The following is a 17,496-nucleotide window of genomic DNA, read 5'->3' on the forward strand; positions in this document are numbered from 1 at the left end:
GAAAAAACTTATTTGTATTCAAAAAATGTACTGTTTTAATTTCCGAGTAAAAATGCACTAAATTGCGCCTTATAAAAGTGTACTAATTTCAAGAATGAAAGCCCCATGTTAAAGAGTGTTTTAGAAAATAAAGAATTATACCAACCCGGTTTGTCAATAGATTGCGTGATTTTTGGATTTCATGACAACCAACTAAAAGTGTTATTAATCAAAACAAAGTACAGTAATAAATGGGCTTTGCCGGGAGGTTTTGTGTCTTTAAATGAAGGAATTGATGAAGCTGCCGTAACGGTTTTGCACCGTAGAACAGGTTTAAATGGAATTTTTTTAAGACAATTTTCAACTTTTGGTGCCGCAAACCGCTGCGATGTAGAGGTGAGCAACAACATTCTACGCTTTTATAACATACCAATCGAAGATGGAAAATGGTTTGCCAGTCGTTTTGTTACAGTTGGTTACTATGCATTAGTTGATTTTTTACAAACCATTCCGCAGCCATTGGCAGCTGATGAAATTGTGGAATGGATTGACCACGATGCAGTTCCTGATTTGGTTTTGGACCATAAAGAAATTCTAGATAAAGCATTAGCTACTCTGCGAAACGAATTAAATCTTACACCTGTAGGCTACAATTTGTTACCTGAAAAATTTACAATTCCAGAATTACAAAAATTATACGAAACCATTTTAGGCAAGAAATTAGACCGCCGTAATTTTTTAAGAAAGATTACAGCTATTGGGATATTAATAAAACTTGACGAGAAGAAGAGCAATGTTGCTCACAAAGCACCTAACTTATACCGCTTTGATAAAGAAAAATACGAGGCAGTAGTTAAAAACGGAATCAACCAAGGTTGGTAAAATCAGAAATAAAAAAAACTCCTTAATTTCTTAAGGAGTTTATTTGTGGGCGATGAGGGGTTCGAACCCCCGACCCCCTCGGTGTAAACGAGGTGCTCTGAACCAGCTGAGCTAATCGCCCTATTGCAATTCGATAATTTTCATTTCCTTATTGCGAGTGCAAATATAAGACTGTTTTTTGAATATGCAACTATAAAAACAAAAAAATTACAAAATTTCTGCAACTACAAATGTACTTCCTCCTACGTAAACAAAGTCAGCCGCTACAGCATTTTGCAGTGCTTTTTGATAAGCTTCTGAAACAGAATTGTATACTTCGCCATGCAACGCAAACAATGCCGCTTTTTGTTGTAAAACTTGTGCATCCAATCCACGAGGAATATTAGGCTTACAAAAATAATATTTTGCATTTTTTGGAAACAAAGGCAAAATTTCTTCTAAATCTTTATCATTTACCACTCCCAAAACAAAGTGTAACGTGTCAAATTTTTCTATTTGTATTTGTTTCAATACGATCTCTAGACCGTTTTTGTTATGAGCAGTATCACAAATAACCTTTGGGGCTGTATGTATTTGCTGCCATCTGCCTTGAAGTCCTGTATTTTTTACCACCTGCAACAAACCATTTTGTATATTTTGAGGGGAAATTTCAAATTTAGTCTGCTTATTCAAAACCTGTATGGTTTGCAAAACCGTCTTTTTGTTGTGCACTTGATAATCTCCAATCAAGTCTGAAGGATAATTTTCGAAAACTAAATCTGCTGCAAAATAAATCTCCGAGCTTCCTTCTTTGGCTCTAGACAAAAAAACAGGTTTTGTTTCAGATGTGTACTCTCCAATAATTACAGGGACATTGGGTTTAATAATTCCTGCTTTCTCGAAAGCAATTGCTTCAAGTGTATTGCCTAAAAACTGAGTGTGATCTAATCCTATATTGGTAATTACAGAAACCAAAGGCGTGATAATATTCGTTGCATCTAACCTTCCGCCCATACCTACTTCAATTATGACGATATCCACTTTTGCAGCAGCAAAATAATCAAAAGCCAAACCAACTGTCATTTCAAAAAAACTCATGTCATTAGCTTCAAAAAATAGCTGATGCTCCGTTATGAAATCTACGACAAATTTCTCAGATATTTCGACCCCATTTATTTTTATACGTTCTCTGAAATCTTTTAGATGTGGCGATGTATACAAACCTACTTTATATCCAGCTTCTTGTAAAACAGATGCCAACATATGAGAGGTAGATCCTTTGCCGTTGGTTCCTGCCACATGTATACATTTCAATTTTTTTTCAGGATAATTTAGGTGCGCTGCAAGTTTGTGAGCGTTCGTTAAGTCCTTTTTATAAGCTTGTGCGCCCTGAAGTTGGTACATCGGAAGCTGATTAAACATCCAGTTTATAGTGTCTTGATAATTCATTTTGTAGGTAAATAGGAATTGTTTAAAATATTTTTCGATTTTTTTAGTTTAATACTACATCGAAAAGTATCTTTAGTGCAAAATTGAAACAAATTTTAGAATTAATGATTAAAACACAATAATATTATATGTTTAGTTTTATCCAATTACAAGCGGACACCCTTACTAATGCCGCATCAAGCGCAGTTGTTGAAAACATCGCTCCAAATACCGAAATTTCTACTTTAGGATTTTTATTAAAAGGCGGTATTTGGCTAATCCCAATTGGGATTTTATTATTTTACACTTTTTACCTCATCGTAGAGCGCTACTTATACATTAGTAAAGCTTCAAAAGTAGACTCCTTACTTTTGCGCGATGTTAGGGATCAGTTAAATTCTGGCAATTTAGATTTAGCACGATCACTTGCTGAACGAAATAATACCGCATCGGGAAATATCATCAAAGAAGGTATTCTTGTTATTGGCCGCCCAATTGGTGAAATCGAATCGAATATGGATCGTGCAGCCGATATTGAAATTGGCGAAATGGAAAAACACTTAGGACATTTGGGACTCATAGCTGGTATTGCGCCTACCTTAGGTTTCATTGGTACCATTTCCGGAGTAATTAAAATTTTCTACAGCATATCAGTTACTGAGAATATTAGTATCGGAAACATTTCTGGTGGATTGTACGAAAAAATGATTAGTAGTGGAGCGGGTTTGATAGTTGGAATTGTTGCCTACAGCGGATACCACTTGTTGAACGGAAAAATTGATAATTTTGCATTAAAAATCCAAAAACAAGTACTTGAATTTGTAAATATTATTCAAAAATCATAACATGTCTATCAAAAGAAAAAGAAGATTTCATGCCGAGGTCGCGACTTCTTCATTAAGCGACATCATGTTTTTTTTACTGCTGTTTTTCTTGATTATTTCTACACTTGCCAACCCAAATGTAATCAAGATGACTTTGCCAAAAGCACAATCAAATGAAAAAACCAACAAGCAATTCATCAGCTTATCTGTAACTGAGGATAAAAAATTCTATATTGACAAACAACCCGTTTCATTTGAGGAACTCGAGGCAACGCTTATGTCTAAAATGGACACAACAAAAGACCAAACCGTTGTGATTAGAATCCCATTCAATCTTCAAGTACAAGATTTAGTTAATGTATTACAAATAGGAGTGCGCAACAATCTGAAATTTGTAATCGCCACTAGCCCGAAATAAAAAACGATATTAATTTAGGACACGTCTTGCTTTTGGGCGTGACCGCAATAAAAAAATGGAGCCCATCAACTTTTATGCTGATGGGCTCCATTTTTTTATTGCCGTCGGGCTATTCGCAGTACTGCGGTACTTGCTGCTATCCCTCACGCAAAATATCTTATAAATTGACAATTATCTTTTAAAAGTGACGTTTAATTAAGACTAAAATTATAAGTAATTTTACCCACTTGTTTTTCAGGCGCATCCGAACTAGGATCCCATTTCGTATTCATGGCTGCAATTCGAGCTTGATCAAGCAAACATCTTGCCGTATTTGTTGTTCCTTTCACTCCCGCAATAGCGCTCATTGTACGTCCGTTTCGATCTACGGCTACCTCAACAACTACCCTACCTTGTTCGCTACATGTGTATTTTGGCACTGGTTTAGATACTGCTCTTCTATTACCAAGAGAATATCCGATTCCGCCACCAGAACCACTTCCGGATCCGCCACCGCTTCCAGAGCCTGAACCTTTGCCGGTTCCTGTTCCATTTCCAGTTCCGTTTCCTCCGCCAGTACCACCTCCGGAACCGCCTAAACCATAATAATCACCTGAATTTAAATTCCCGTTTGACTTTCCTTTATTTCCAGCTGTTTTATCATCACCATCACCTCCTTTATTAGATCCTTTCAGTATACTTGACAACGCATCATTGGTAGCATTCGATACCTTTGGTTTTACTACCACAGGTTTTGTTTCTTCTTTTATAACCACTGGTGTCTTTTTAGCTGGAACTTTAGTCGGAATAACCACGCTTTCATCCGTACTATTTTCTTGCGAAAGTATTGCTTCGTCAGGAGTACTGTTTACTGGTACCGCTTTCGCTTGATTTTTTACCTCTAATACTTCACTTTTATAGTCCGAGCCCGATCCGAAATCACTATCCCCAAAATTCACCGTAACTCCACCACCGCCTCCACCGCCTGCAAGCTCCACTCCATTTGCCGGAGGCCAAAAACGGATAAAAAACAAAATCAACAACATTGCCGCATACAAAAGAGTGGTAATGATTAGGGATTTCTTTTGATTGATTGAATTAGTAGAACTCATTGTATTGGTATTTGAAAAAGGATATGACTAAAAACGTTGAAAAGTACTAAAAATTGTCAAGAGTAGAAAGCTAGTTTTCAATTATAAATTAGTTTGTATTCAAAGTAAAATGAGAATTAGTAGCCTTTTATGTCTACCAATTCCCATTTTGTATACTTGTAATTATAAGTGCTTGAATTAAGTAAGTTGTTTCAATGCAATTTCAAAAGCAGTTGCACTAATATTAGTTTTACTAGGATTAAGTGTATGCGCTTTTTCAATCGCTTTTTTGATAATTTCTGAAGTATCTGAAAATATAGATTCGTCAGTCATTTGTACTTTTTTCTCCATGAAATAGGCAAATACACGAGCCATTCCGCAATTCGAAATAAAATCAGGTATCAAACTTACTTTGTGATCTACATCTTCCATAATTGGACCAAAGAAAATCTCTTTATCCGCAAAAGGAACATTAGCTCCACAAGAAATCACTTCTAAACCATTAGCAATTAAACTATCAATTTGCGACTGCGTAACCAAACGAGATGCCGCACACGGAGTAAAAATTTCGGCACCAATTGTCCAAATTTTTTGGTTGATTTCTTCAAAAGGAATCATGTTCTCAGCCACTAATTTGTTACCGTCTTTGGCTAAAAATAAAGCTCTAATTTCTTCGAAAGAAAAACCATCTTCATTAATCAAACCACCATCTCTATCAATAATACCAATTACTTTGGCACCCATATCCGCAAGGTAAAAGGCTGCAGCTGAACCTACATTTCCAAATCCTTGAACGATTGCTTTTTTACCCTTTACATCGCCGCCATAAATAGCATAAAAATTACGAACTGCCTCAGCAACACCGTAACCTGTAATCATATCAGCAACTGTATATTTTTTTGAAACATCAGGAGAGAATTTTGGGTTTTCAATTACCTTAACAACTCCTTGACGCAACTGACCTATTCTATTGATTTTATCTGCTTCGGTTGGTTTGAAGTGTCCGTTAAAAACACCTTCTTGCGGATGCCAAACACCACACTCTTCAGTCATAGGGATCACTTCGTGAATTTCATCAACGTTCAAATCTCCACCAGTACCGTAGTAACTTTTTAATAATGGAGAAACCGCTTTGTACCAACGTTGTAAAACTCCTTTTTTGCGAGGATCATTCGGATCAAAATTGATACCCGACTTTGCTCCACCTATCGCAGGTCCAGAAACCGAAAATTTAACTTCCATCGTTTTTGCCAATGACAAAACTTCATTCATATCCAAACCTTTTCGCATACGAGTTCCACCTCCAGCAGCGCCTCCACGAAGCGAATTGATAACTGTCCAACCCTCAGCTTCGGTTTCAGCATCTTTCCAATGGAAAACTATTTCAGGTTCTTTATTTTCGAATTTCTTTAATAAATCTTTCATTTTTTGCGATATGTTTAATTTTGGCAAATATAAAAAATAGAATAATGTGAATTATGTGTTTTCGAGTTTATTTCAAAAGTTTATCCATTCTATTAGCTAGACCTCTTAAATATTACGCGCTCAAAAACCACGGCCACAAATACACCAAATGTGCACGCAATTAAATCTGCGAATAAAAAATCTTGTCCCAAAACCAAGCGACCAACTGAGGTACCTCTAATTTTTAACAACCAATTCCATCGCACTAACTGTAATGTCTCGATCGCAAAACAAAAGAATAAACTCATTACCGCTATGGCGACAGCCGTTTGTGTGGTGAAGAAAAACCGAAAAATAAAATAAATTAAAACGGCGTAAAGTAAATCTCCAACAAATAGCGGTACTACGGAAAAACCTCGACTGCACAATCCCAACAAAATAGTTATTATTGCCACTGCTAAATAGTTTTTTCTAGATGGTATCATGGCGTGTAAACCATTCCGGCAGAATGGTCTTGTTGGGCTCCAGTTACGCTGCACAGCACATTAATTTCACCTCTTAACTTCAAAACGCCTAATAATCCAAAAATTACTGCTTCTTTAAATTCAAGTACTTCTCGATCAGGAATTATAATTTGCATATTAGGTAAATAGGATTGCGCACGTTCTATCAAGAAATCATTATAGGCGCCACCACCGGTTACAAAAATCTGACCGGTTTTGGTAGGCAGCGCAGCAGCAATTTGTAAGGCAACATGCTCTGTAAACGTGTTCATTTTATCGGCCACTGCTAAATTATATTTTTCAATTAATGGCAACACGACGCTCTTTACAAATTCAAAACCCAAGGATTTAGGATATTTTTGCGAGTAAAATTCAAGCGCATTCAATTCGGTCAATAGTCCTTCGTGACAATTACCTGAACGCGACAACGCTCCTTTATTATCATATTCGAAACCTAATTGTTGCGCATAAAAATTCAATACGGTATTGACAGGCGAGATATCAAAAGCGATGCGCTGTCCATCTTTCTCGAACGAAATATTTGAAAAACCTCCCAAGTTCATGCAATAATCATAAGAGGAAAACAATATTCGATCTCCAATTGGCACCAAAGGCGCACCTTGTCCTCCCAAAGCTACATCCTGAACTCTAAAATCACAAACTACTTTTTGCTGAATCAAGGTAGCAAGCTGCGGTAAATTCCCTATTTGTAGTGTGATTCCTTTCTGAGGTTGATGCAGAACCGTATGCCCATGTGAGCACACAGCATCTAAATTTTTAATAGCGTTGCTTTCTATAAAATCATTTATGACAGTTGCCAATTGACTAGTGTATTCATCATTTAGGGCTCTTAGTTCTAGACCTGTAAGCGTTACAGCAGTTTGCAGTTTGTTTAACCAATAAACAGAATACGGAACCGTTATAGCCTTTAAAATTTCAAATGACCATTCGTTCTCAACCTTAGTAAAAACGATATGCGCCAAATCGACGCCATCTAGCGATGTTCCTGACATGACACCCACTACAAAATACTTTTCTTTAAACATAGGCTAAAATTACGAAAACGTTTGAAATCTACTATTTTATAATTACTTTTGTGGTCAAATTTAAGAACATTTAATTTACAATAAAAATATGGATTTTAATCTAACCGAAGAGCATTTAATGATTCAACAAGCGGCTAAAGATTTTGCTGTAGCAGAATTATTGCCAGGTGTTATTGAACGTGATGAACACTCAAAATTCCCTACTGAACAAGTAAAAATGATGGCCGACTTAGGCTTCATGGGAATGATGGTCGATCCTAAATACGGTGGATCAGGTCTTGACAGCATTTCATATGTTCTGGCTATGACCGAAATTGCAAAAATTGATGCCTCGGCAGCGGTAATCATGTCTGTTAACAACTCATTAGTTTGCGCCGGTTTAGAGAAATATTGCAACGAAGAACAAAAAATGAAATACCTTGTGCCACTTGCAAAAGGAGAAGTAATTGGAGCATTTTGTCTTTCGGAGCCAGAAGCAGGATCTGATGCAACATCACAAAAAACTACTGCAATTGACAAAGGCGATTACTATCTTTTAAACGGAACAAAAAACTGGATTACCAACGGAAGTACTGCATCAACATACATTGTTATTGCTCAAACTGATATCGAAAAAGGACACAAAGGAATCAATGCATTCATCGTTGAAAAAGGATGGGCAGGTTTTGATATTGGACCGAAAGAAAAGAAAATGGGAATTAGAGGTAGTGATACTCATTCTTTAATGTTTACTGACGTAAAAGTTCCAAAAGAAAACAGAATTGGTGCTGACGGATTTGGTTTTGCCTTTGCCATGAACGTGTTAAACGGTGGCCGTATTGGTATTGCCTCTCAAGCATTAGGAATTGCAACTGGTGCTTACGAAACTGCTTTAAAATACTCACACGAACGCAAAGCATTTGGTAAAGAAATCTTTAACCACCAAGCTATCGCTTTTAAATTGGCCGATATGTATGTAAAAGTAACTGCAGCCAAATTATTAGTAATGAAAGCCGCTTGCGAAAAAGATGCTGGAAAAGATATTGCACACTCTGGAGCTATGGCCAAATTATACGCATCAGAAATCGCTTTAGAAGTTGCCAATGAGGCCGTACAAATTCACGGAGGAAACGGTTACGTAGCTGAGTATCATGTAGAGCGTATGATGCGTGACTCAAAAATCACTCAAATTTACGAAGGAACTTCAGAGATTCAACGTATTGTAATTTCACGTGGTTTGATGTCATTGTAAATCAAATCTTTTAAATATAAAACTCGCCTTAATGTATTTTAAGGCGAGTTTTTTTATGGCATGCCCTTACTTTCACTTTCGTTACAGTAAGGTCGGGTCATCCGCTGTATCTTTTTAAGCCTCGTAAAAAAGCGAGCCTAAAAAAGGATGCCGCTTCTACCCCTCATGCAAGACTTGATAACTAACCGTTTTTTGCCTCAATCCATTTCGACATATACTTGGTACTTTTTAAAGTATGATGTTGAAGCAAAGCACCCATAAAATTGGTCAAGCGGTGCGCTTCTAAATTCTCAATCAAGTCAGTCATTCGACTTGCTAATTTCTCAGCAAAAATAACTTCATCATATAAAGTTTTAACCAATTTAAATCCGTTGTCCTGCGAATTCAACCAATAATTTTTATCCTGATAAATACGTACTGCTTCTTCCGCAAAAAGTATAGGATCGTCAACTACAGCACCATTCCAAGGCATATTCCCGTGCATCGACTCTGCGCCAATACTCGTTGTCACATTAGGTGTACCCCATTGCATACTTTCTAATAATTTACCTTTAATTCCTGCACCAAAACGCAAAGGTGCCAGAACCACTCGCGCTTTTTGTACCACATCTTTAGCCTCAGCAGCACGACCTAGAATTAAAAAACCTGACTTTTCATGATGCAACTGTACCACTTTTTGTGACGGATAAGCACCATAGACATGCAATTGCGCTTCGGGCAACTGCTTCCTAATTAAAGGCCAAATAGTTTCTTTTAAGTACTGCACTGCATTCCAATTCGGTTCATGCAGAAAATTTCCAATAAAAGCAAAATTTGCTCGCTCCTCAAAAGACGGAACTTGCTCTGCGACGAACATGTCTTGCTTGCGAACCAACAAAGGCAAATAAAACAACAAAGCCGGATCGATTTTAAAAACTGTTTGCAGCATTTCCATTTCAAAAGTAGCAATCATCAAAGTGATATCACACCGCAATATACTAGCAATTTCTCTTTTCGCTACTTCCTCAACAAGTAAATCCTCAATCTTAAAATCACGCTTTTCTTTAAATGAGCGCACTCTTGCTAAACGCAAACAATGTAAATCCTCGGTATCCAATACACGCAAAGCTGTAGGACAAGATTCAGCCACACGCCACCCAAATTGTTCTTCCATCATAAATCGATCAAAAAGAACGATCGCCGGATTTAATTCAGCAATAAAAACATCAAAACTCCTACAATTTAAGACTATATTTTCTTTAATAACTCCAAATTCACTTAAATCCACCATGAATTCAGAATCTTGCGCGGGACTGGCAAAAGTTACAGAATATCCTTGCGATTGGTACAATCGAATTAATTGCATCATTCTTCCACCTGCAGCGGATGACTTTGGCTCCGGCCAAACAAAACCTATAATTAGTACCATTGGTTGTACGCTCATGTTTTCTCCATCTTAAGGATACAAAATAATAGTAATTTTATCGATAAAGCTTTGTTATCAAACAAAATCATTGAAATAAAGAGTAATTTTGTAGCAAAAGAAAACGATTATGTTGGGACTTAAGTTAGCTACTGATCCGAGATGGGTTACTATTGTAGAATCGAACATCGAAGAAATACTTACCGATCACGCTTGGTGCGAGCAGAAAGCAGCGTCAAATGCTATAAGTTTGATCACACAAAATTCTGAAAAAGAGGAATTAGTTACTGAACTTACTATTATTGCTAAGGAAGAATTGGAGCACTTTGAAATGGTGCATCAATTAATCAAAAAACGTGGACTTACTTTTGGTCGCGAACGAAAAGACAGTTACGTTAATGAGCTTTTTAAGTTTATGAAAAAAGATGGAAGTCGAAACGATGCCTTATGCGAGCGTTTACTTTTCTCGGCAATGATTGAAGCGCGCAGCTGCGAACGATTTAAAGTTTTATCTGAAAACATAAAAGATCCTGAATTGGCAAAATTTTACCGAGACTTGATGATAAGTGAAGCCGGACATTACACTACATTTTTAGGCTTTGCCAGACAATATGCCGATAATGTCGATGTAGATAAAAGATGGAAAGAATGGATTGCTTACGAAACCTCGATAATTACAAATTACGGTAAGAACGAAACAGTACATGGATAAAAAAAAACAGCATACCTAAAAGATATGCTGTTTTTTTTATACTTAAAATTCTAATTTATTTTCTAATTAAAAACTCAGAACGTCTGTTTAAAGCCATTTCTAATTCGGTACAATTTTCTTTACAGTCAATTTTTGGGGCACCTTCTCCCATTCCTTTTCCTGAAATACGTTCAGCACCAATACCTTTTTCAATAATATAAGCTACTGTAGCTTTTGCTCTATTTTCAGATAATTTCAAATTATAAGAATCAGTTCCACGGTAATCAGTATGGGCTACAACATCAATTTGTAATTTCTGATTTTGAGACATCACATAAACTAATTTATCCAACTCGGCGGCTCCCTTTTCTGTAATTTCACTTCGGTTTGAATAGAAATAAATAGGATTCAAGATAATCTCCGTCTCTGTTACAATTACATCAATTGGCTCCAAAGCGACTTCTAGTAAATTTGAACCGGCCACTGCATTTATCGTTTTGCTTTGTGTGACAAAACCATCTTTTAAAATTTGTACTTTATATGATTTGCCACAAGTCATGTCGTAAGTTGACACTCCCATTTCATTTGATGATTGATTTACAACTTGTTCTTGACCATCCAAAACTATTTCAACTCTGGTAGACGGAAGAGGTACACCATCTTTCGCATTTTTAACAGCTACCATCAAATTGGATTTACAAATTGGATTCAGCACATAAATATCATCTTGCCCTGTTCGGTTACTAGAGAGAAAAGCAATATTTTTTTCTGTATTCAATGTAAAAGAAAAATCGTCTTTCTCAGAATTCACAGGTTTTCCTAAATTTTTGGGAGTAGCTGCTGCTTCTAATGCATTTACACTAAAAACATCAAAACCGCCATATCCCAACAAACCATTTGATGCAAAGTACAAAACACCATTATCAGCTATAAAAGGGAAATTTTCATCGGCTGCTGTATTAATACTTGGACCTAAGTTTTCTGGTTGACCATAACTGCCATCTGCATTAATTTGCACTTTCCAAATATCTGTACCGCCAATACTTCCGGGCATATCTGATGCAAAATATAAAACAGTTCCTTCGCCATTTACAGATGGATTTCCGTTTGAATAACTTTTATTATTCCAAGGCAAAGGAGCAATTGCTGTCCATTTATCATTTTCTTTTTTAGCACTGTAAAGACTAATTTGACCAAATTTTAATCTTCTTTTTTTATCTTTTTCAAATAAATCGTTTTTAAAACTTTCACTCGAAAAATACGCAATTGATCCAGACTTTGTAAGTGACATTGACCCTTCATGAAAATCTGAATTTAATCCAGGTACTTCCTCTGGCATTTCGAAGTTTCCATTAGACAACCTTTTTGCTTGATAGATATCTAAAAATGGCTCATTATTCCAGCTGTAGACTTTTTTACTTTCGTTGCGCGCACTTACAAAATACAGTACATTGCCATATAAGGTTGCACCCCAATCCGAGCGAGTAGAGTTAATATTCAATTTTTTAATTTCGAAAGCAGCATCAATTCTTTCCAACTGGTCCAAATAATTAGGATTAGCAACAAACTTATGAGCGCGACTATCATTTGGATTTAGTTGAGCAAAGCGCTGTAATTGAATATTGGCTTCGTTATATTTTAAGTTGGCTTTTAAAACCTGTGCATATCTAAAAAATACTTCGGCATCTTTTTGAGATGTTATACTTTGAGCATACCATTTTTCGGCTTCTTTAAAGTTGTCAATGTAATAATAACAATCAGCCAATTGTGTCTTGATGTATAAATCAGTACTACCTTGCCTAATTAACGTTTGGTATGCTTCAATAGCACCGTAATAGTCATAACTACGCACCAAATCATCAGCGCTTTTAGTTTGTTTATTTTGTGCAATTGTTGAACAACTAATTATTGCGACAAGAACCAATAGAAAATATTTTTTCATCAAATAGTTGAATTAAACGTTAGAAAAACCTCGGCGAACGAGATACTTTTTTAGATTCGAAAAGATCATACAACAAAATAAACTCATGTGATGACGGCGTACTTACTCTCAAATCAGAAACAATATGATCATATGCATATCCAATTCGCAATGATGGACTCACAGCAACATTAATCATTCCTCCAAAACTATCTTGTAATCGGTATGTTGCTCCAATCTCAAATTTTTCTTGGTATAAAAAATTAGCCGATAGATCTAACGAAGGCTTTACATTTACAGCAGATTTCAACATGAATGACGGTTTGAATTTTAAATCATAATTTAAATCCATTACATAACCGGCTGTTAAAAAATAATGCGAAACATCCGAACCATAAGCCCTTCCATTAAAATCAAGATGAGCGGCTTTTAACATGTTTGGTATTGATAATGCTGCATAATATTTATCTGAGTAATAAAAAAGTCCGGCTCCAACATTCAAGGAAGCATCACTAATGTCTTGTCCAAAAATCCCCTCGGAAGGATCTGGCAAACTAGATTGTAAATCGCGTAGTCCTACATTATGAAAAGAAGCTCCCGCCTTTATACCAAAAGCAAGTTTATCTGTTTCATTCAATTGTAGCTTATAAGAAAAATCTCCGTAAACGTTTTGTTCTGAAACAGGACCTATTTTATCCGAAAGAAAAGAAATACCCATACCCACATTTTTTCCAACGGGAGTATGACCCGAAAATGAAAAGGAAGATGGTGCACCTTCGATATTAACCCACTGCTTACGGTACAATAGTCCAAAAGATAAATTTTCTTTCGAACCCGCATAAGCCGGATTAATGACATTCATATTATACATGTATTGTGTATAGTGTGGATCTTGTTGCGCACTTACCTCGCAGAGAGAGAAGCAAACCAACAGAGTAATTAATAGTATTTTGTTCATATCGTTTTTGTTTTTTGTCAAAGTCAATTAATACTTCGTATGACTATTGCTTTAGTACTTTTTTTATTTTTCTCGAATTAAATAAATCCAACCCGTTTTTGGGGTTCCAGATTCAAATTCAATTACATAATAATAGGTAGCACTTGGCAAATCTTCACCTGAATTGGATTGACCTTTCCATTGGTCAGTATAATTGGATTGACTGTACACCTTGATGCCGTATCTATTAAAGACTTCTAATTTTTTAACCTTCATAAAAGTTAAATCAAAAGAATCATTTGAACCGTTTCCGTCAGGAGAAATCCCCTTTTGAATGTTGCAAAAAATAGACTCAATTGTAAAGGTCTGAGTAGTTTCGCAACCAGTCGCCGCAGAACGAATTGAAAGCGAAAAGACCGCTGGAAATACAATCGAATTTGAATTGGACGTTACTTTAGATAGGTTAAGGCTACTATCTGTGCCAACGACTACACCATTTGGATCTTTCCATTGATAGGTTACTTGGGCAGGATCATAACTTGAGCTACGCGGAATAGCAGATAGTACAAACTCATTATTGATACAATTCGATTCGGTCTCGAATTGAATTTGCTGTGGAATTGCATTGATAGTAATTATTCCGCCTGTCGCAATACATGCAGGACTGTTAGTAAAACGAACGGCCATTGTATAATTTCCTGGTACTAGATTAGCGAAAACTGGACTATTTTGATATCCATTACCGATACTGTATTGTACATTTTGTTGTGCACTAATAGTTATGCTTCCTGTTGGAACGGCACATGTTGGTTGAACAACACTAGCTGCAGTAGGATTAGTTGGCAGCTGTGGTATAGCATCAATAGTTACAGTTTGTGTCGATGAAGTAATACAGGTGTTGTCCGTTGTACTTCTAACGTAAAGCGTATATGTATTTGGAGCTAATCCTGAAAACACATTTGATGCTTGGTAGTTGGTTCCATTCAAACTGTACTGCACTCCATTTTGTGTACTCACTGTAATACTTCCTGTTGGGACCGCACATGTTGGTTGTACAACACTCGAAGCAGTTGGCACAGTTGGTGGTGTTGGCGCATTATTGATTGTTACTGTTTGTGTGGATGAAGTAATACAGGTGTTGTCTGTTGTGCTTCTAATGTAAAGTGTATATGTATTTGGAGCTAATCCTGAAAACACATTTGATGCTTGGTAATTGATTCCATTCAAACTGTACTCCACTCCATATTGCATACTCACTGTAATGCTTCCTGTTGGAACGGCACACGTTGGCTGTACAACACTCGCTGCAGTTGGCACCGCTGGTGGTATTGGCGCATTATTGATTGTTACCGTTTGTGTCGATGAAGTAATACAAGTGTTATCCGTTGTACTTCTAACGTAAAGTGTATATGTATTTGGAGCTAATCCTGAAAACACATTTGATACTTGGTAATTGGTTCCATTCAAACTGTACTCCACTCCGTTTTGTGTACTCACTGTAATGCTTCCTGATGGAACTGCACATGTTGGCTGTACAACACTCGCTGCAGTTGGTAACTCTGGTGGTGTTGGCGCATTATTGATTGTTACCGTTTGGGTCGATGAAGTAATACAAGTGTTGTCCGTTGTACTTCTAACGTAAAGTGTATATGTATTTGGAGCTAATCCTGAAAACACATTTGATGCTTGGTAATTGGTTCCATTCAAACTATACTCCACTCCATTTTGTGTACTCACTGTAATACTTCCTGTTGGAACCGCGCAAGTTGGTTGTACAACAGTCGCTGCAGTTGGCACCGCTGGTGGTGTTGGCGCATTATTGACAGTAACGGCACTATCTGCTTGAGTAATACAGTTACCGTTTAATGTACTTTTGGTGTATAAATTATAAGTTCCTCCATTAAGATTACCAAAAGTAGGTGAGTTCTGAAAATTAATACCATCTAGACTATATTGTACATTATCCTGCGTAGCAAAAGTTAGAGTCCCAGTTGGAGAAGTACAAGTTGGCTGCACTACATTAAAAGCAATAGGTTTAGTTACAAAACTCATTTCAAGAAAAGCTTCCGCGTAACAAGGAGTCAAAGCGGCAGATGCTACAATAACTGGATTTGGATCACGTAAATTATAGTCAACAGCATTAGAACCATAATCTAATGAACTAGATCGTTCCGGACTTAAAAAAGAGTTTGTAATCGACTGTAGACCGTTATTGTCAGTCACAACGGTGAAAGCAAATAATTTAACATCTCCAGTTGTATAACCAATTGCAGCTTTTTTCAACAGAATTTCAAAGCCATTTGAAATATCAGAAATACCAGAACTACTTGGATTAACACCAAAAGCCGATGATGGGTTACCAGAAGAAGCATTACCAATAAAACTTAACAATGAAGTATCACTTTTCAATTCTACCAAATTAGCACTATAATTCCCAGTTATTGGATCCGAAAAAAACACTAAACAATAATCTGCTTCAAAATAGGAATCAAAAGCATTACTATTATCATTTATAAAATTGAAAGCTTTAACAGATCCACTACCATCAACAACATCTGCAAAATTAGTAGTACTAAAACCACCTGGCTTTGTATCTAAAAATAAAAGTAGGCTATTGTTACTCGTCACTTTGCCAGGCACAGCAAAAATAATGTTACTCTCTTCAGAAGCAATTTTAACAGCGTTAACGTAAGCATTGACTGATGAACTTGAAAGAGGAGAACTTAAACCATTATCTTCTAGTGGCCCTGTTCCAAAAGCTCTTTCGTTCGAAACTCCATCGATAACTGATGAAAATCTTGAACGAACCATAACGACTTGACCATCCGTTAGTGTATTAGTTATAAAAGTTCTGCTTGAAGACATCTGTTGAACAACATTTCCATCAACAGAAAATTCAAATAAATCAGCCCCACCATTTGCCGTAAAAGTAACCGATTGACCTAAACAAAATGGCATGGACTGGTCAACAACAGGCGAAGAAGAAAGTGTAACAGCGGGCGGAACAACAAATACCGACGCTGCAACAGGCACACGAGTACTAAAATCACTCCCTAACCTACTCCGAACATAATACGTTCTAGTAGCACGAATACTAGGACTAAAATTATTACCAGTAAAAATAGGAGTTGATGCATTTTGAGAAGTAAACCACTCCACTGTCTCGGATGTATTAGAAGCAAAAGCAGATAGATTGACTTGAACGAAATTAACACCATCACCACAAGAACTACCAGCGCTAACTGAAGGAACCGAAATAACAGCACTTATCCTATTTGCTCTTGTAGAACGTTTATTTTTTTTAACTGTATCGAAAACCGATTGACTTTCTTGATCAAAATATTTTCTCAAAGATTTGTCGTGCTTTTCAAACGAAAAGCAATTCAAAACAACGGACAAAATAATAACGACCGGAATTACAAAATTATAGAGTAATTTACACTTCATATTTGAGTATTTTTAAATTTTGAAATATCATCAAAATCAACGACAAAAGTAAAGTATTAATCTCAATTAATAAGGAAATATTTAATAAAGCAATAACTACAGAAAAAAGTTATATTAAGAAAACAGAGTTTACAGCATAGAAAATTAAACCATCCACGGCCCCATATTAGCTTTCGAAAATAATAACACCGTCTAAACGCAAAAAACCCTCCCACACATTAGTGTAGGAGGGTTTATTATAGTACTCAGAGCGGGACTTGAACCCGCACGAACATTGCTGTTCACTGGATTTTAAGTCCAGCGTGTCTACCAATTTCACCATCCGAGCTTTGGA

Annotated in this window: 14 protein-coding genes and 2 tRNA genes; 5 read left to right on the plus strand and 11 right to left on the minus strand. The window is 36.5% G+C overall.

The features are described 5' to 3' along the window. Positions 1-105: 105 nt before the first annotated feature. Positions 106-861, plus strand: coding sequence for an NUDIX hydrolase (locus L1S34_RS13025; RefSeq protein WP_166137952.1), 756 nt, complete (start codon positions 106-108; stop codon positions 859-861). 46 nt (positions 862-907) lie between these two features. Here the strand turns inward: L1S34_RS13025 and L1S34_RS13030 are convergent. Next, positions 908-982, minus strand: a tRNA-Val gene (locus L1S34_RS13030). Positions 983-1,068: 86 nt separating this feature from the next. After that, entirely contained in the window at positions 1,069-2,289 is a 1,221-nt protein-coding gene (locus tag L1S34_RS13035; protein WP_236364363.1) for a bifunctional folylpolyglutamate synthase/dihydrofolate synthase, read from the minus strand. A 128-nt stretch (positions 2,290-2,417) separates the two neighbouring features. Here L1S34_RS13035 and L1S34_RS13040 point away from each other — a divergent pair, with 128 nt between their 5' ends. Next, positions 2,418-3,113 (plus strand): MotA/TolQ/ExbB proton channel family protein, encoded by a 696-nt coding sequence (locus L1S34_RS13040; protein ID WP_166137946.1) that lies wholly within the window; start codon positions 2,418-2,420, stop codon positions 3,111-3,113. A gap of 1 nt (position 3,114) precedes the next feature. Continuing rightward, complete coding sequence (locus tag L1S34_RS13045) at positions 3,115-3,510, plus strand: ExbD/TolR family protein (RefSeq protein WP_236364364.1); 396 nt, start codon at positions 3,115-3,117, stop codon at positions 3,508-3,510. 191 nt (positions 3,511-3,701) lie between these two features. Here L1S34_RS13045 and L1S34_RS13050 read toward each other — a convergent pair whose 3' ends face one another. The 4 genes from L1S34_RS13050 to L1S34_RS13065 form a co-directional block, all read right to left on the minus strand. Beyond that, positions 3,702-4,601, minus strand: coding sequence for an energy transducer TonB (locus tag L1S34_RS13050; RefSeq protein ID WP_236364365.1), 900 nt, complete (start codon positions 4,599-4,601; stop codon positions 3,702-3,704). 177 nt (positions 4,602-4,778) lie between these two features. Further along, positions 4,779-6,005: a Glu/Leu/Phe/Val dehydrogenase dimerization domain-containing protein gene (locus L1S34_RS13055; protein WP_236364366.1), complete on the minus strand. Its 1,227-nt coding sequence runs from the start codon at positions 6,003-6,005 to the stop codon at positions 4,779-4,781. Between the two features lie 92 nt (positions 6,006-6,097). After that, entirely contained in the window at positions 6,098-6,469 is a 372-nt protein-coding gene (locus L1S34_RS13060) for a ribosomal maturation YjgA family protein (RefSeq protein ID WP_236364367.1), read from the minus strand. After that, complete coding sequence (locus tag L1S34_RS13065; protein ID WP_236364368.1) at positions 6,466-7,533, minus strand: anhydro-N-acetylmuramic acid kinase; 1,068 nt, start codon at positions 7,531-7,533, stop codon at positions 6,466-6,468. The genes L1S34_RS13060 and L1S34_RS13065 overlap by 4 nt, the downstream gene beginning before the upstream one ends. A gap of 88 nt (positions 7,534-7,621) precedes the next feature. Between L1S34_RS13065 and L1S34_RS13070 the strand changes: the two genes are divergently transcribed. Then, entirely contained in the window at positions 7,622-8,764 is a 1,143-nt protein-coding gene (locus tag L1S34_RS13070) for an acyl-CoA dehydrogenase family protein (protein WP_166137927.1), read from the plus strand. A gap of 181 nt (positions 8,765-8,945) precedes the next feature. On the opposite strand, the gene L1S34_RS13075 is transcribed toward L1S34_RS13070, so the two are convergent. Next, a complete protein-coding gene (locus L1S34_RS13075; RefSeq protein ID WP_236364369.1) occupies positions 8,946-10,187 on the minus strand; it encodes a glycosyltransferase in 1,242 nt (413 codons plus the stop codon). A gap of 109 nt (positions 10,188-10,296) precedes the next feature. Here L1S34_RS13075 and L1S34_RS13080 point away from each other — a divergent pair, with 109 nt between their 5' ends. Next, the gene (locus L1S34_RS13080) at positions 10,297-10,878 is read left to right on the plus strand and encodes a tRNA-(ms[2]io[6]A)-hydroxylase (protein WP_166137921.1); all 582 of its coding nucleotides are present in this window, start codon (positions 10,297-10,299) and stop codon (positions 10,876-10,878) included. A 55-nt stretch (positions 10,879-10,933) separates the two neighbouring features. Here the strand turns inward: L1S34_RS13080 and L1S34_RS13085 are convergent, their stop codons facing one another. The 4 genes from L1S34_RS13085 to L1S34_RS13100 all read right to left on the minus strand — a co-directional run bounded on the left by L1S34_RS13085 (position 10,934) and on the right by L1S34_RS13100 (position 17,490). Then, positions 10,934-12,799: an OmpA family protein gene (locus L1S34_RS13085; protein WP_236364370.1), complete on the minus strand. Its 1,866-nt coding sequence runs from the start codon at positions 12,797-12,799 to the stop codon at positions 10,934-10,936. Positions 12,800-12,818: 19 nt separating this feature from the next. Further along, positions 12,819-13,736 carry a PorP/SprF family type IX secretion system membrane protein gene (locus tag L1S34_RS13090; protein ID WP_236364371.1) on the minus strand — a complete coding sequence of 306 codons (918 nt, stop codon included), beginning with the start codon at positions 13,734-13,736 and terminating at the stop codon, positions 12,819-12,821. Positions 13,737-13,799: 63 nt separating this feature from the next. Then, positions 13,800-17,162: a gliding motility-associated C-terminal domain-containing protein gene (locus L1S34_RS13095; protein WP_236364372.1), complete on the minus strand. Its 3,363-nt coding sequence runs from the start codon at positions 17,160-17,162 to the stop codon at positions 13,800-13,802. Positions 17,163-17,404: 242 nt separating this feature from the next. Next, positions 17,405-17,490 (minus strand) — tRNA-Leu (locus L1S34_RS13100). Positions 17,491-17,496 lie beyond the last annotated feature (6 nt).

This window comes from Flavobacterium sp. K77, from assembly GCF_021608205.1.
Taxonomy (GTDB): domain Bacteria; phylum Bacteroidota; class Bacteroidia; order Flavobacteriales; family Flavobacteriaceae; genus Flavobacterium; species Flavobacterium turcicum.

What these genes read in the sequence shown, in the direction of transcription:
- L1S34_RS13025 (WP_166137952.1), top strand. Translation starts at nt 106, where the DNA reads ATGTTAAAGAGTGTTTTAGAAAATAAAGAATTATACCAACCCGGTTTG.
- L1S34_RS13035 (WP_236364363.1), bottom strand. Translation starts at nt 2,289, where the DNA reads ATGAATTATCAAGACACTATAAACTGGATGTTTAATCAGCTTCCGATG.
- L1S34_RS13040 (WP_166137946.1), top strand. Translation starts at nt 2,418, where the DNA reads ATGTTTAGTTTTATCCAATTACAAGCGGACACCCTTACTAATGCCGCA.
- L1S34_RS13045 (WP_236364364.1), top strand. Translation starts at nt 3,115, where the DNA reads ATGTCTATCAAAAGAAAAAGAAGATTTCATGCCGAGGTCGCGACTTCT.
- L1S34_RS13050 (WP_236364365.1), bottom strand. Translation starts at nt 4,601, where the DNA reads ATGAGTTCTACTAATTCAATCAATCAAAAGAAATCCCTAATCATTACC.
- L1S34_RS13055 (WP_236364366.1), bottom strand. Translation starts at nt 6,005, where the DNA reads ATGAAAGATTTATTAAAGAAATTCGAAAATAAAGAACCTGAAATAGTT.
- L1S34_RS13060 (WP_236364367.1), bottom strand. Translation starts at nt 6,469, where the DNA reads ATGATACCATCTAGAAAAAACTATTTAGCAGTGGCAATAATAACTATT.
- L1S34_RS13065 (WP_236364368.1), bottom strand. Translation starts at nt 7,533, where the DNA reads ATGTTTAAAGAAAAGTATTTTGTAGTGGGTGTCATGTCAGGAACATCG.
- L1S34_RS13070 (WP_166137927.1), top strand. Translation starts at nt 7,622, where the DNA reads ATGGATTTTAATCTAACCGAAGAGCATTTAATGATTCAACAAGCGGCT.
- L1S34_RS13075 (WP_236364369.1), bottom strand. Translation starts at nt 10,187, where the DNA reads ATGAGCGTACAACCAATGGTACTAATTATAGGTTTTGTTTGGCCGGAG.
- L1S34_RS13080 (WP_166137921.1), top strand. Translation starts at nt 10,297, where the DNA reads ATGTTGGGACTTAAGTTAGCTACTGATCCGAGATGGGTTACTATTGTA.
- L1S34_RS13085 (WP_236364370.1), bottom strand. Translation starts at nt 12,799, where the DNA reads ATGAAAAAATATTTTCTATTGGTTCTTGTCGCAATAATTAGTTGTTCA.
- L1S34_RS13090 (WP_236364371.1), bottom strand. Translation starts at nt 13,736, where the DNA reads ATGAACAAAATACTATTAATTACTCTGTTGGTTTGCTTCTCTCTCTGC.
- L1S34_RS13095 (WP_236364372.1), bottom strand. Translation starts at nt 17,162, where the DNA reads ATGAAGTGTAAATTACTCTATAATTTTGTAATTCCGGTCGTTATTATT.